This window comes from Streptomyces omiyaensis, from assembly GCF_014650895.1.
GTDB lineage: Bacteria > Actinomycetota > Actinomycetes > Streptomycetales > Streptomycetaceae > Streptomyces > Streptomyces omiyaensis.
The window spans coordinates 55,295-69,455 of sequence record NZ_BMVV01000017.1; the positions used below are offsets into that span (position 1 = coordinate 55,295).

At 72.9% G+C, this 14,161-nt stretch carries 15 protein-coding genes; 9 read left to right on the forward strand and 6 right to left on the reverse strand.

What is annotated here, in order from left to right; all coding sequences use genetic code 11:
- Positions 1-31: 31 nt before the first annotated feature.
- On the forward strand, positions 32-556 hold the full coding sequence (locus IE287_RS25335) for a DUF4245 domain-containing protein (protein WP_189851493.1): 525 nt from the start codon (positions 32-34) through the stop codon (positions 554-556).
- 68 nt (positions 557-624) lie between these two features.
- Here IE287_RS25335 and IE287_RS25340 read toward each other — a convergent pair whose 3' ends face one another.
- From IE287_RS25340 to IE287_RS25355, 4 genes are all read right to left on the reverse strand, one after another.
- Positions 625-1,215, reverse strand: a complete 591-nt coding sequence (locus IE287_RS25340) for a malonic semialdehyde reductase (RefSeq protein WP_189851494.1) — start codon at positions 1,213-1,215, stop codon at positions 625-627.
- Positions 1,216-1,522: 307 nt separating this feature from the next.
- On the reverse strand, positions 1,523-1,753 hold the full coding sequence (locus IE287_RS25345; RefSeq protein WP_189851495.1) for an exodeoxyribonuclease VII small subunit: 231 nt from the start codon (positions 1,751-1,753) through the stop codon (positions 1,523-1,525).
- 72 nt (positions 1,754-1,825) lie between these two features.
- A complete protein-coding gene (gene xseA, locus IE287_RS25350; protein ID WP_189851496.1) occupies positions 1,826-3,031 on the reverse strand; it encodes an exodeoxyribonuclease VII large subunit in 1,206 nt (401 codons plus the stop codon).
- A 31-nt stretch (positions 3,032-3,062) separates the two neighbouring features.
- Positions 3,063-4,466 (reverse strand): APC family permease, encoded by a 1,404-nt coding sequence (locus tag IE287_RS25355; RefSeq protein ID WP_189851497.1) that lies wholly within the window; start codon positions 4,464-4,466, stop codon positions 3,063-3,065.
- Positions 4,467-4,520: 54 nt separating this feature from the next.
- On the opposite strand from IE287_RS25355, the gene IE287_RS25360 reads away from it, so the two are divergent.
- Together IE287_RS25360 and ppgK are read left to right on the forward strand one after the other, a co-directional pair.
- Complete coding sequence (locus IE287_RS25360; protein ID WP_189851498.1) at positions 4,521-5,522, forward strand: 4-hydroxy-3-methylbut-2-enyl diphosphate reductase; 1,002 nt, start codon at positions 4,521-4,523, stop codon at positions 5,520-5,522.
- Between the two features lie 29 nt (positions 5,523-5,551).
- Positions 5,552-6,304, forward strand: a complete 753-nt coding sequence (gene ppgK, locus IE287_RS25365) for a polyphosphate--glucose phosphotransferase (protein ID WP_189851499.1) — start codon at positions 5,552-5,554, stop codon at positions 6,302-6,304.
- Positions 6,305-6,498: 194 nt separating this feature from the next.
- Here the strand turns inward: ppgK and IE287_RS25370 are convergent, their stop codons facing one another.
- Positions 6,499-7,191, reverse strand: coding sequence for a DUF6542 domain-containing protein (locus tag IE287_RS25370; RefSeq protein WP_373307896.1), 693 nt, complete (start codon positions 7,189-7,191; stop codon positions 6,499-6,501).
- A 179-nt stretch (positions 7,192-7,370) separates the two neighbouring features.
- On the opposite strand from IE287_RS25370, the gene ychF reads away from it, so the two are divergent.
- Both ychF and IE287_RS25380 read left to right on the forward strand, forming a co-directional pair.
- A complete protein-coding gene (ychF, locus tag IE287_RS25375) occupies positions 7,371-8,459 on the forward strand; it encodes a redox-regulated ATPase YchF (protein WP_189851500.1) in 1,089 nt (362 codons plus the stop codon).
- A gap of 186 nt (positions 8,460-8,645) precedes the next feature.
- Complete coding sequence (locus IE287_RS25380) at positions 8,646-9,389, forward strand: SDR family NAD(P)-dependent oxidoreductase (RefSeq protein WP_189851501.1); 744 nt, start codon at positions 8,646-8,648, stop codon at positions 9,387-9,389.
- A gap of 132 nt (positions 9,390-9,521) precedes the next feature.
- On the opposite strand, the gene lipP1 is transcribed toward IE287_RS25380, so the two are convergent.
- Positions 9,522-10,517, reverse strand: coding sequence for a LipP1 family hormone-sensitive lipase (lipP1, locus tag IE287_RS25385; RefSeq protein ID WP_189851502.1), 996 nt, complete (start codon positions 10,515-10,517; stop codon positions 9,522-9,524).
- A gap of 265 nt (positions 10,518-10,782) precedes the next feature.
- Here lipP1 and IE287_RS25390 point away from each other — a divergent pair, with 265 nt between their 5' ends.
- Genes IE287_RS25390 through IE287_RS25405 form a run of 4 tightly spaced genes read left to right on the forward strand, consistent with a single transcriptional unit; the run spans position 10,783 to position 13,850 of the window.
- Positions 10,783-11,037, forward strand: coding sequence for an acyl carrier protein (locus IE287_RS25390; protein WP_189851503.1), 255 nt, complete (start codon positions 10,783-10,785; stop codon positions 11,035-11,037).
- A gap of 38 nt (positions 11,038-11,075) precedes the next feature.
- On the forward strand, positions 11,076-11,891 hold the full coding sequence (locus IE287_RS25395; RefSeq protein WP_189851504.1) for a hypothetical protein: 816 nt from the start codon (positions 11,076-11,078) through the stop codon (positions 11,889-11,891).
- Positions 11,884-13,074: a beta-ketoacyl synthase N-terminal-like domain-containing protein gene (locus tag IE287_RS25400; protein WP_189851505.1), complete on the forward strand. Its 1,191-nt coding sequence runs from the start codon at positions 11,884-11,886 to the stop codon at positions 13,072-13,074. Before IE287_RS25395 ends, IE287_RS25400 begins: the two co-directional genes overlap by 8 nt.
- On the forward strand, positions 13,071-13,850 hold the full coding sequence (locus IE287_RS25405) for an enoyl-CoA hydratase/isomerase family protein (RefSeq protein ID WP_229883725.1): 780 nt from the start codon (positions 13,071-13,073) through the stop codon (positions 13,848-13,850). Before IE287_RS25400 ends, IE287_RS25405 begins: the two co-directional genes overlap by 4 nt.
- The last annotated feature ends 311 nt before the right edge of the window (positions 13,851-14,161 follow it).

The window sequence follows — 14,161 nt, forward strand, 5'->3', positions numbered from 1 at the left end:
AGCGCGGGACCGTGATGCGACCATATGGGGCGTGGCAGCTAAGCGAGGCAGGCAGACGGTACGCGGGATGATCCAGTCCCTCGGGGTGATCATGATCGCCGCGGGGGTCATGTATCTCTTCATCCCGCACGACGAGGACGCGGAGCCGGTGAAGGCCAAGGACTACCGGGTCGAGCTGATCACGGCGCAGCGGGCGGCGCCGTATCCGGTGCTCGCCCCCGAGGGCCTCGGCGACGACTGGAGGGCGACGGTGGTCTCGTACAAGCGCGAGCAGGGCAACGCCTGGCAGCTCGGCTTCCTCTCGCCGGACACCCAGTACGTCTCGGTGAACCAGTCGACGGCGGAGCCGCGGAAGTTCGTGCCCAAGGTCACCCACCAGGCCAAGGACACCGGGAGGACGCAGACCGTGGACGGGCGGGTCTGGCAGCGCTGGGAGGGCCCCAAGTACGACGCGCTGGTGCGGACCGACGGCGGCGCGACCACGGTCGTCACCGGCACGGCGTCCTTCGAGACGCTCGCGGAGATGGCGGGCGCCCTCCGCTCGAAGCAGGCCTGACGGCCCTTCCCGCACGACGAAGCCCCCGGCGCAGAGGCGCCGGGGGCTTCGTCGTGCGGGGAGCGGGCTCAGACGGTCGTGATGACGTCGTCGTAGGCCAGGCGCGGGGAGCGCGGGAACCAGGCGTCCTCGCCCGGCTTGCCGATGTTGATCACCATCAGCGGGGTGTGGTCGGCGTCCAGGAACTCCTTCTGGAGGCCGGCGAAGTCCAGGCCGGTCATCGGGCCGGCGGCCAGGCCGGCGGCGCGGACGCCCACGATGAAGTACGCGGCCTGGAGGGCGGCGTTCAGCAGCGCGGAGCCCTCGCGGACCGGGCGCTCGGCGAAGAACATGTCCTTGGCCTGCGGGAAGTGCGGGAGCAGGGCCGGGAGCTCCTCGTGGAACTCGTTGTCGGCCGAGAGGATCGCGACCAGCGGGGCGGCGGCGGTCTTGGCCTGGTTGCCCTCGGCCATGTGCTTGACCAGGCGCTCGCGGGCCTCGGGGGAGCGGACCAGCGTGATGCGCAGCGGGGTCTGGTTGAAGGCGGTGGGGCCGTACTTCACCAGGTCGTAGATCGCCTGGACCTGCTCGTCGGTCACCGGCTCGTCGGTGAACGTGTTGGCAGTGCGGGCCTCGCGGAAGAGGAGGTCCTGGGCGGCGGGGTCGAGAACGAGGGACATGCTGCGTACCTTCCGGACTGCAAGGGGACGCCCGGCGGGGACCCGGGCGATGCCTCGACAGTACGCCCAGGATTGGTGAAATTTCAACTATCTGATCCGGATAGTGATCCGCTTCACTTCCGCCAGTCTAACCGGACCGCTTTCCGGATGCGCCGGGGACGCCCGTATCCGCCTCCCGGGTCGGCCGGACCGGCCTTCTGTCCCGGTCCGACGCTCGCCCCCGGCCCGCTCCCCGGTCCCCGCTCGTCCCCAGGGCCCCGCCCGCCCCTCGGTCCCGGGCCGTGCGCTCACCCCCCGGCCCGGGACCTCACTCCCCGGGCTCCTCCTCCGTGCCCCCCGCCGCCAGCGAGGCGTCGAGCCGGGCGCGGGCGCCCTCCAGCCAGTGCCGGCAGACCTTCGCCAGCTCCTCGCCCCGCTCCCAGAGCGCCAGTGACTCCTCCAGGGTGGTGCCGCCCGCCTCCAGGCGCCGCACCACCTCGATCAGCTCGTCGCGCGCCTCCTCGTAGCCGAGCGCCGCCGTCTCCGTACCGCTTCCCATGTCTTCTCCGTCCTCCGTCACTCTCGTCGGCCCCCGGGGTCCCGCGCCGGGCCCCTCGCGGGCCCGCCCCGGCTACGACCGGCGCACCGTGAACTCGCCGTCGGCCACCCGGGCGCGCAGCTCCTCGCCCTCCGCGACCTCCTCCGCCGCCCGGACCACCGCCCCGTCCGTCCGCTGGAGCACCGCGTAGCCGCGCTCCAGCGTCGCCGCCGGGGAGAGCGCCCGCACCCGCGCGCGGGTGTGCGCCAGCTCCGAGTCCGCCCGGTCCAGCAGATGCCCCAGGACCCGCCGGCTGCGCGCGAGCAGCGCGTCCAGCTCGTCCTCCCGGACCTCCACCATCCGCTCCGGACGCTCCATCACCGGCCGGGCCAGCGCGTGCGCCAGCCCCCGCTCCTCGCGGTCGAGCAGCCCCCGGACCGTCCGCAGCGCCCGGTCGCGCAGGCCGCGCACCCGCTCCAGCTCCTCGCCCACGTCCGGCACGACCTTCTTGGCCGCGTCGGTCGGCGTGGAGGCCCGCAGGTCCGCCACCAGGTCGAGCAGCGGGGAGTCCGGCTCGTGCCCGATCGCCGACACCACCGGGGTCCGGCACGCGGCCACCGCGCGGATCAGCTGCTCGTCGGAGAAGGGCAGCAGGTCCTCGACGCTGCCGCCGCCCCGGGCCACCACGATCACGTCCACGTCCTCGTGCGCGTCGAGCTCGCGGACCGCCTGGATCACCTGCGGCACCGCCTTCACGCCCTGCACCGGCACGTTCCGCACCTCGAAGCGGACGGCGGGCCATCTGCGCCGGGCGTTCTCCAGGACGTCCCGCTCCGCAGCCGAGGCCCGGCCGCAGACCAGGCCGATCAGGCCGGGCAGGAACGGCAGCGGCTTCTTCCGGTCGGCCGCGAACAGCCCCTCGGCCGCCAGCCCCCGCTTCAGCTGCTCCAGCCGGGCCAGCAGCTCGCCGATCCCGACCGGCTTGATCTCCACCGCCCGCAGCGACAGCTGCCCGCGCGGCGCGTACCACTCCGGCTTGGCGTGCACGACGACCCGGGCGCCCTCCGAGACGACGTCGGCCACCGCGTCGAAGACCTGCCGGTAGCAGGTCACCCCGATGGAGACGTCGTGCGAGGGATCGCGCAGCGTCAGGAAGACGACCCCGGCGCCGGGGCGGCGCGAGAGCTGCGTGATCTGCCCCTCGACCCAGATCGCCCCCAGCCGGTCGATCCACCCCCCGATCATCCGGGAGACCTCACCCACGGGCAGCGGTGCTTCGGCGGACGTAGTCAGACCCATGCACCGAGCGTAACGGGGCGCTCCGACAACGTCATCGCCGCGGCCCGTCCTCCCGGGAGCCGGGCCGGCCCCCGACCGGGCCCCGCCCGGCGCCCTGCACCGCCAGCACCACCAGCCCCACGCCCAGCCAGACCACGCCCACCACCTGGGCCGCCGGGGACGCCTCCACGATCACCGCGACCAGGATCGCCGCGCCGATTACCGGCAGCACCACGTGCTTCAGCCAGTGCGGCTCCCCCTCCGCCCGCCGGACCGCGAACCAGCCCACCACGCTCGCGTGCAGCAGGACGAAGGCGGTCAGGGCGCCGACGTCCACCACCGACACCAGGTGGTCCAGGCCGTCGTCACGGCTCGCCGCCCAGACCGCGGCGGCCATCGTCACCGTCGCCGACACCAGCAGGGCCACCCGCGGCACGCCCGAGTCGGTCCGCGCGAGCGCGTGCGGCAGCCGCCCCTCCCGGCCCATCGCGAAGAGCAGCCGCCCGCCCGCCGCCTGCCCGGCCAGCGCCGCGAAGGCCGCGCCGATCGCCTTCGACGCGGCGACCAGGTCGTGCAGCCACCCGCCGACCGAGCTGTCCACCGCGTCGTAGAAGGCGGAGCCCTGCTTCCCCGGATCGGCCGCCAGCTCCGCCGACGAGACCGGTTCGAGCAGCGCCACCAGCCAGGTCTGGGCGATGAAGAGGACACCGGCGAGCACCAGGCAGAAGAGCAGCGCCCGCGCCACCTTCGACGAGCCCCCGGTCACCTCCTCCGCGAAGGAGGCGATCGCGTCGAAGCCGAGGTACGACAGGACCGCCACCGACACCGCGCCGATCACCGCCGCGAGCGAGAAGGTCCCGTCGCCGGTGAGCGGCGACCACCAGTCGCGCTGCGCCCCGTCCCGTGCGAGCACCACCACCGCCGACACCACGAAGACCAGCAGCACCACGATCTCCATGGCGAGCACCGCGAAGCCGACGCGGGCCGCGGCCCGCACCCCCCACAGGTTGAGCAGGGTGGTCACCACCACCGCGAGCCCCGTCCACACCCAGCGGTGCACCTCGGGCACCAGCGCCTCCATCGCGATCCCCGCGAAGAGGTAGGCGACGGCCGGGATCAGCAGGTAGTCGAGCATCGCCATCCAGCCGGCGACGAAGCCCGGCCCCTCGCCCAGCCCCTTGCGGGCGTAGGCGAAGACCGAGCCGGCCAGCGGGGCGACCCGGACCATCTGCGCGTAGCTGAAGGCCGTGAACGCCATCGCCACCGTCGCCACGACGTACACCAGTGCGACGGCACCGTGGGACTTCGCGTCGAGCGTGCCGAAGACGCCGACCGGCGCCATCGGGGCGATGAACAGCAGCCCGTACACGACCAGGTCGCGGAATCCGAGCGTCCGTCGCAGCCCCGTGTGGTCCGGCCCCGTTGCCGCCCCGTCCACCTGCGCGTTCTCAGCCATGGCGTCAGTTTCGGACACGGCCTCGCTCCAGGCGGTCACCGACGCGGCCTTACGATGGGACGCATGACTGCAACGCCCGCGACCCACCGCCCGAAGCGTGTCCTGCTCGCCGCTCCCCGCGGCTACTGCGCGGGCGTCGACCGTGCCGTGATCGCCGTGGAGAAGGCCCTGGAGCAGTACGGGGCCCCCGTCTACGTCCGCCACGAGATCGTCCACAACAAGTACGTGGTCCAGACGCTGGAGCGGAAGGGCGCGATCTTCGTCGACCAGGCCACCGAGGTCCCGCCGGGCAACATCGTGATGTTCTCCGCGCACGGCGTCGCCCCGACCGTCCACGAGGAGGCCCGCCAGGGCCGGCTCGCGACGATCGACGCCACCTGCCCGCTGGTCACCAAGGTCCACAAGGAGGCCATCCGGTACGCCAAGGAGGACTTCGACATCCTCCTCATCGGCCACGAGGGCCACGAGGAGGTCATCGGCACCTCCGGCGAGGCCCCCGACCACATCCAGCTCGTCGACGGCCCCGAGGACGTCGCCAGGGTCGAGGTCCGCGACCCCTCCCGGGTCGTCTGGCTCTCCCAGACCACGCTCTCGGTCGACGAGACCATGGAGACGGTCGACGCGCTGAAGGACAAGTTCCCGCAGCTGGTCTCCCCGCCGTCGGACGACATCTGCTACGCCACGCAGAACCGCCAGACCGCGATCAAGGAGCTGGCCGGCCAGGCCGAGCTCGTCATCGTCGTCGGCTCGAAGAACTCCTCGAACTCGATCCGCATGGTGGAGGTCGCCAAGCAGGCCGGCGTCCCCGCCGCCCACCTGGTCGACTTCGCGAGCGAGATCGACGAGGCCTGGCTGGAGGGCGTCACCTCGGTCGGCCTCTCCTCCGGCGCCTCCGTCCCCGACGTGCTGGTCCAGGAGGTCCTGGAGTGGCTGTCGCAGCGCGGGTACGCCGACGTCGAGCTGGTCAAGACCGCCGACGAGCACCTCACCTTCTCGCTCCCCAAGGAACTCCGCCGCGACCTGCGCGCCGAGGCCGCCCGGCTCGTCGGGGAGTAGCGGCCCGCGGATGCCCGTACGGTGATTCCATGAACGTCTTCGGAGTGGACATCGGCGGCTCGGGCATCAAGGGCGCCCCCGTGGACCTGGGGCGCGGCGCCCTCGCCGAGGAGCGCCACAAGGTCCTCACCCCGCAGCCCGCGACGCCCCAGGACGTCGCGGGCCGCGTCGCGGAGGTCGTCGGCCACTTCGGCTGGACCGGCCCGATCGGCGTCACCTTCCCCGGAGTCGTCACCGGCAGCACCGTCCGCACCGCCGCCAACGTCGACCCGTCCTGGGTCGGCACCGACGCGGGCGCGCTCATCGAGGAGGCCGTCGGCGGCCTCCCCGTCACCGTCCTCAACGACGCCGACGCGGCCGGCGTCGCCGAGATGACCTTCGGCGCCGGCCGGGGCCGCACCGGCACCGTCATCCTGCTGACCCTCGGCACCGGCATCGGCTCCGCCGTCTTCACCGACGGCCGCCTGGTCCCCAACACCGAGCTCGGCCACCTGGAGCTCAAGGGCCACGACGCGGAGAAGCGGGCCTCCTCCAAGGCCCGCGAGGACGAGGAGCTGACCTGGGAGCACTGGGCGACCAAGCGCCTGCGGAAGTACCTCGCCCACGTCGAGATGCTCTTCTCCCCGGAGCTCTTCATCCTCGGTGGGGGAGTCAGCCGCAAGGCCGACAAGTTCCTCCCCTACCTCGACGGCATCCGCGCCGAGATCGTCCCCGCCGAGCTGAGGAACGACGCCGGCATCGTCGGCGCCGCGATGGCCGCGAGGGCGGCGGCCACGCGCTAGGGTCCCCGCGGCCCCGCACCGGCGGCTTCGTGGCGTACGGGCCTCGCGGCCCCGCGCCCGCGGTCCCGCGTCGTGCGGGCCTCGCGGCTGCGGGGCGGGGGACGCCCGTCAGTGAGGTGAGGGATGTCCGGAGGAATGTCCGTCGGAGGGGCAGGGGGCGCCCGGCGACGCGTCGGAGCGACCTTCCGGTCCGGTCACGGGGTCGTCCGCCGGCCGCGGGCGGGAGGGCCGCCCCGGCGCGCGGGAGCCGTGCCGGGGCGTGCGGGAGCCGCGGCGGGCCGGGCGGGAGCCGTGCCGGCCGGGCCGCGCGGGGGAGCGGCCGGGGCGGCGGGCCTGCGCCGGCGGCGGCTCGTCTCCCGCACCTTCCGGACGCTCGCGATGATCCCGGCGACCAGCGTGCCCCCGTACAGCCAGCCGGCGTGCACGGCGAGCGCCGTGACCACCGCCATGGCCTGCCCGCCGAAGCCGCCCGTGCCGCCCGCGATCGGCACCACGCCGACGGCGAAGGCGATCGGGACGGCGATCGGCGCGGTGACCAGGTCGGCGGTGCGGACCCAGAGCGCGGTGAGCGCGCTCACCGGCAGGAACAGCAGCCCGAAGGCCAGCGGCGAACCGTCCAGGACCAGCCAGTCCAGGAAGCCCACCACGAGCATCGCGGCCGAGGCGAAGAGTCCCGCGCCGAGCCCGGTGAGCCGGGGGGCCGGCAGCCGCCGCAGCGCCTGCACGACCGGCGGCACCGGCCGCCGCGCCGCCGCCGGGGCCCCGACCCGGTAGACGGTGGCCGCCCCGGCCGCGCCCCCGTCCACCTCCACCAGCGCGCCGGGCGGCGTGAGAGGGGTCTGCGGTCGGCGGCGGCCCTGCGGCTGACTTGTCCTGTGCTGCTCCACCTCACCAACGTAGGTCGGGAGGCGGCGGGAGGTGTCCGGGACACGCCCTTTGGGTGATCTCGGGACGCAGTTCGACCGAAGTCGACCGGACGCCGGTCCGGGCGGCCGGTGAGCCGCGCGCCGGGCCCCCCGTAAACTGGGGGATCGACCCATCATCCGTATCTAGGGAAGTCGCCACCGTGTCGCTCACGATCGGAATCGTCGGCCTGCCGAATGTCGGCAAGTCGACCCTGTTCAACGCCCTGACCAAGAACGACGTGCTGGCGGCCAACTACCCGTTCGCCACGATCGAGCCGAACGTCGGCGTCGTCGGCGTCCCCGACGCCCGGCTGACCAAGCTCGCCGAGATCTTCTCCTCGCAGCGGATCCTCCCGGCCACCGTCGACTTCGTCGACATCGCCGGCATCGTGCGCGGCGCGAGCGAGGGCGAGGGCCTGGGCAACAAGTTCCTCGCGAACATCCGCGAGTCCGACGCGATCTGCCAGGTCATCCGTGCTTTCAAGGACGAGAACGTCGTGCACGTCGACGGCAAGGTCTCGCCGAAGGACGACATCGAGACGATCAACACCGAGCTGATCCTCGCCGACCTCCAGACCATCGAGAAGGTCCTCCCGCGCCTGGCGAAGGAGGCCCGCATCAAGAAGGACGTGGCCCCCAAGGTCGCGGCCGTCGAGGCGGCGAAGGAGATCCTGGAGCGCGGCGACACCCTCTTCTCCCAGGGCGTCGTCCAGGGCTCGGAGAAGGCGGAGCTCCTCCACGACCTCCACCTCCTCACCACCAAGCCCTTCCTCTACGTCTTCAACGTCGACGAGGACGAGCTCACCGACGACGCCTTCAAGGCCGAGCAGAGCGCCCTCGTCGCCCCGGCCGAGGCGATCTTCCTCAACGCCAAGCTGGAGCAGGACCTCGCCGAGCTCGACGAGGAGGACGCCATGGAGCTCCTCCAGTCCGTCGGTGCCGAGGAGCCCGGCCTCGCCACCCTCGCCCGCGTCGGCTTCGACACCCTCGGCCTCCAGACCTACCTCACGGCCGGTCCCAAGGAGTCCCGCGCCTGGACGATCAAGAAGGGCGCCACGGCCCCCGAGGCGGCCGGTGTCATCCACACCGACTTCCAGAAGGGCTTCATCAAGGCCGAGGTCATCTCCTTCGCCGACCTCGTCGCCACCGGCTCCGTCGCCGAGGCGCGTTCCGCCGGCAAGGCCCGCATGGAGGGCAAGGAGTACGTCATGCAGGACGGCGACGTGGTGGAGTTCCGCTTCAACGTGTAGTCGTGCGTCCGTCGCGCGGCCGGTCGGGCGCGGGCGGGGCGGGAGGGGTCGGGCTCCGTGGAGTCCGGCCCCTTTGTCGTCGTCGTGCCGGGGCGGGGGTTCCCGTCGTCGGGCGGGGCGGCGTGGTGTCGGATTGTCTGTCATGTCCACGTGGAACGGGAAGATCGCCGACGGTACGATCGGCGCATGACACGGAACGTGGTGATCAGCGGTGGCGGAACCGGACTCGGCCTCGCGGCCGCGCGGACCTTCGCGGCGGGCGGGGACCGGGTGCTGCTGCTCGGACGGCGGCGCGAGGTGCTGGAGGAGGCCGCCGTGCCGGGCGCGCGCGTGTGCGCGGCCGACCTGACCGAGCCCGAAGAGGTGCGGGGCGTCAGGAAGTTCGTGGACGCCGAGCTCGGCGGCCGGGTCGACGTGCTGATCCACAGCGCGGGCGGCAACGGGGTGCTGGAGCCCCCGGCCGCCTCGGACGACCCGCTGGACGCCGTCGCCCACGACTGGACCGTCAACTTCCGGATCAACACGCTCACGGCCGCCCTGCTGACGGAGGGGCTGCGCGAGCAGCTCGCCTCGCCCGGCGGCCGGGTGCTCTTCCTCAGCTCCATCGCCGCCTACCGCGGGTCGAACCTCAGCGCGTACGCCGCCGCCAAGGCCGCGCTCCACCCGTACGCCCACGAGCTGGCCCGCGTCCTGGGTCCGCGGGGGATCACCGTGAACCTGGTGGCACCCGGGTTCATCGAGGAGACCGGGTTCTTCGGCGGGCCGCCGCCCGAGGACCGGAAGGCGATGTGGGTCGCCGAGACCTCCACCGGACGCGCGGGCACGCTCGCGGACATCGCCGAGACCCTGCACTGGCTGGCCTCTCCCGCCGCCGGGCACATCACCTCGCAGGTGATCCAGGTCAACGGGGGCGCCGAGCGCGGGCGTTGAGACCCGGGGCGGGTCCGCCCCGGGGAGACGACGGGGCTCCCGCGTCGCCGCGCCGGTGATCGAGATCGCCGGCCGGCGACGCGGGAGCCCCGTCCCGCGTCACGGGCCCCGCTGCGGGCCCGTCGGTGCCGCTCAGACTCCGGAGGGCACCCTTTCCTCCGCCGCCGCGGCGTTCTCCGCGGAATCCGAAAGGTCGGTCCCCCACTTCCGGCGCAGATATCCGGCCATCAGCGCCAGGGCGTCCCTGGACGTCCCGAGTTTCGCCGCCACGGCCAGGAAGCCGTGCGGAAGACCCGGATAGTCGTGGTGCTCCACCGGTACGCCCGCCGCCGAGAGCGCGTTCGCGTACGCTTCGCCCTCGTCCCGTACGGGGCACAGTTCCGCGGTCAGGATCAATGCCGCGGGAAGGCCGCCGAAATCGGCCGCGTTGAGCGGTGAGGCATACGGGGAATCGCCGTCGGCGGGCTGCGCGAGATAGTGATTCCAGAACCACGCGCTCGAATGCGCGTTGAAGAACATGAGGTCCTTGTTCTCGCGCATGGACTTCGAATCCATGTGATGGTGCAGCGGCGGGTAGACGAGCACCTGGGCGGTGATCTCGGGCCCCTTCTCGTCCCGCGCCATCAGGGCCATGACCGCGGCCAGATTGCCGCCCGCGCTGTCTCCCGCGACGGCGATGCGACGACTGTCCGCGCCGAATTCGGCAGCGTGCTCCGCCGCCCACTTCACGGCGCTGAAGCAGTCGTCGACGGCCGCCGGGAACGGGTCCTCGGGGGCCAGCCGGTAGCCCACGGACACCACGACGCAGCGCGCCATGGTGGACAGCGCCCGGCAGATCGAGTCCGAGGTGCTCAGGGACCCGACGACGAAGCCGCCGCCGTTGAAGTACAGCAGCATCGGCAGCGGTTCGTCGCTCCGCGGGCGGTACACCCTGACCGCCTGGGGGCCGGCCGGCCCGGTGAGGTCCACGTCGAGGACCTCCTCCGGGTGCTCGTGCCAGTCCCAGTTCACGGCCTCGGTCTCGGCGTCCGCCCGGCGGGCCTCCGCCACGGACATCTCGTAGAGCGGGGTGAAACCGGTCGCCTCACGATAACGCCTGATCATCGCATAGGTTGGATCAAGCGGCATGGAAACTCCTCAAACTCTCCGCCATCGTTTCCGTAATGAGAGCGCGGTGAATGGCGACCGGGCGAAACGCGCCCGATCCGCCGCGCCTCGACGGACGTTAGGATCACCTTCCGGCGAGGCGCGTCCGCATCGCGCTGGTCCGGGCGGAAGCACTTCGCTGATCATTCTTCCGCGCGGGTAAGTCCCGTGATTACTGCGTGCCGCTCTCCCCCCTGCCACACTCGATTCACGTTCGAAGCGTGTTCGGCAATCGCTAGGAGGGGAAATGTCTGACATTCTCGATGAGCAGCTCGTGAAGGCACTCAAGGGAGTCGCTGAACTCCCGGAGGAGTTCGAGGTCACCGGCGAGCAGAACCTCAGGTCGGAGCTGGGAATCGACTCCCTGGGGATGATCGACCTGGTGATGCACGTGGAGGAGGCCCTCGGCATCAAGATCGGCGAGGAGTCCATCGGCAACTTCGCCACCGTCGCCGACCTCCAGAGCCACGTCCGCGAGCTGGCCGCGACGGCGGCCGCCTAAGTCCCCCCGCCCCTGTTCCTGATACAACGGAGTGCCGTGTGTTCGAGTTCAGTCTCCGTCAGGTCGCGCTCTGCGGACAGCAACCCGGGGAGGAGCCAGGAGAACTGGCCGCACCCCCGTCGGACCTGACCGCGGTCATCGGCACCGTCGGTGACCAGTTCCGCGACTCCTTCACCCGTCTCTGCCTGTACCTGGCCCGCACCCACGACGAGGCGCCGCAGACGCGCACCGACGACACCGTGGTGATCGGCACCGAGTACGGCAACACCGAGGCGCTGGCCAGACTGCAGCGCCGCGCGGAGACCGACGGCAGGATGCTGTCCGCCAAGCACTTCCCGAACGCCACGTCGAGCTCCGCCTCGGCGTTCGTGAACATCGGGATCGGCGCCACCGGCAGGAACCTGACGCTCAACGGGGGTCTGCTCACGCCCGTGCTGGCGATCTGGCAGGCCCTGCTCGCCCTCGCCGTCGACCGGTCGTCGATCAGCAAGGTGCTGATCGGCGACGTCTACTCGCCGGAGGCGCTCCTGGACGCCGGCCTCGCCTCCCACGGGCTGCGGTGCCGGTCGGGGCTGACCCACGCCACGTTCGCCCGGGGCACCGAGTTCCGCGCGGAGTTCGACTTCACGCCCGACGACGACGAGACCGCCGCACCCGGGGGACGGATCGGGTCGGTCCCGTCCGAGGACCGCAACGGGGCCTTCGTCACCGCCGAGTTCCTCACCTCGATCCGGACGCTGGAGGTGGGCGAGCAGGCCGTGCTCACCTGCCGGGGTCCGCTCGCACGCCGCGGCGTGCTGACCGTCACCAGGCAGACCATCGACACGGCAGACCACGGAGGTCGCGGTGAATAGGGCAGCACGCATCTTCGTCACCGGCCTGGGGGTCATCTCCCCGGCCGGCGCCGGCACCGCCCCCTTCTGGGACGACCTGTGCGCGGCACGCAACCGGTTCACCGACCTCACCCCGCTGTACCCGGGGATGAAGGAGGGCATGCTCGGCGGCCGGGTGCCCAAGGACGCCTGGGACATCGCGCTCGAACAGGTCCGCGAGCAGACGCGCGCGCGGCCGCGGGCGGCCTCGGTGTTCGCCGAGTACGCGGCGCTCGAGGCGCTCCGCGACGCGGGCCTGGAGCGCGGCGACGACCTGGTGCGCGACGCCGTGGTGTGCATCGGCACCAGCGACGGCCAGGCCGACGCCCTGGAGGACCTCGTCGCCGGACGCAGGGACATCGCCGAGACCGGCGGCTTCTCCAGCTACTCGGTGACGACGGACGTCGCGGCGGCCGTCGGCGCCCGCGGGCCGGCGTTCACCACCCAGAGCACCTGCGCCTCGGCGAACGTGGCGGTGTCCAGCGCGATGGAGATGCTGCGCAGCGGGGTCGCCGACACCGCGGTCGTCGGCGGCTGCGACCCGTACTCCGAGAAGAACATCATCGGCTTCAGCTCGCTGCAGACCATCGGCGCCCAGCGGTGCAGGCCGTTCTCCACCGACCGGCGCTACGTGACGCCGTCCGAGGGCGCCGGCGTCCTGGTGCTCCAGACGGAGGACGCGCTGCGCCCCGGGCAGCGCCCGTACGCCGAACTCCTCGCGACCGCGATCAGCAACGACGCCGGCCACCCGACGGCCCCCGACCGCGGCGGCGTCGAGGCCTGCCACCGCCGGGCGCTCGCCGAGGCCGGGATCACCGCCGACGACGTCGACGCGATCTTCGCCCACGGCACCGGCAGCCGGGCCAACGACACGGTCGAGGGCGGCATCTTCACCGAGCTCTACCCGCGGGCCGCGGTGACCGCGATCAAGGGAACGGTCGGGCACCTGATGGGCGCGGCCGGCGCGGCGGGCGCGGTGGCGTCCTGCCTGACCATGCGGCACCGGCTCGTGCCGCCGACGGCCGTGGACCCCGAGGAGGTCGAGGGCGGCCTGAACCTGGTCACCGGCGCTCCGCTGGCGCTGCCGCGGCTGCGGTACGTGCAGAGCAACGCGTTCGGCTTCGGGGGCAACAACGCGATCAGCATCTTCCGGAACGTCGCGTGAGCGCGCCGGTGCGGCTGACCCACGACGGGCCGCTCGCGATCCTCACCATGGACGCCCCGCCGCTGAACCTGTTCGACCTCGCGATGTGGGAGGCGTGGGAGGCGGCGGTTGCGCGGCTCACGGACGATCCGCCCCGGGCCCTGCTCGTCAGGGCGGAGGGGCGGGTGGTCAGCGCGGGCGTCGACGTCCGGGTCTTCGCCGACACCGACCCCGCCGACGCGGAGTCGTTCTGGGCGAGGTGGCTGCGGATCGCCCAGGCGCTGGAGGCGCTGCCGTGCCCGACGGTCTTCGCCGCGCACTCGCTGACCCTGACCGCCGCCTTCGAGCTCGCGCTCGCCTGCGACCTGATCGTCTCGACCGGGTCCGCGCGGTTCGGGCTGGTCGAGCGGAAGGTCGCCTTCACCCCGTCGATGGGCGGCACCCAGCGGCTGGCCGAGCGCGCCGGCCCGGGGCGCGCCCGCGAGCTCGTGATGACCGGCGACCTGTACCGCGCGTCGGAACTCGCCGCGTGGGGCGTCGTCAACGCGCTGTTCGAGCCGGCCGGCTTCCACGAGGCCGCGCACGCCTACGCGATGCGGCTGGCCACCGGGCCGACCGCGGCGCACGCGGCGACCAAGCGGATCGTCCGCGCCTGTCTCGACGGCGGGGTCCCGGCCGCCGACGCGGTGCTCGCCCCGGTCGCGGCCGGCGTCGTGCGCACCGGGGACCACCGCGCCGCCGTCGCGGCCTTCCTGGCCGAGGGCCCGGAGCACCGCACGGCCTACGCCGGCCGCTAGAGCCTGTCTGACAATTCCCGCCGGGTCCGGCCCGCCCGGCACGCACTCCCCCGTAGCCCTTCGGGCACGGGAGGTGCCCCCATGCCGCACGGCCGGAACGCCCAAGTAGCTCCGCTACGCGGGCGCCCCGGCCGCACGCCGATCGCACGCACCGGACGACCCGGCCTGATCCGACGCCAATTGTCAGACAGGCTCTAGGGCCTCTTTCGGATCGTGCCGGGCCCGACCAACGCGATCCGGAGGAGACGGCCCGGCCGTCCGCGGCCCCCGCCGCCGCGGGCGGGCGAGGACGACCGGGACCCGGGCGCGGC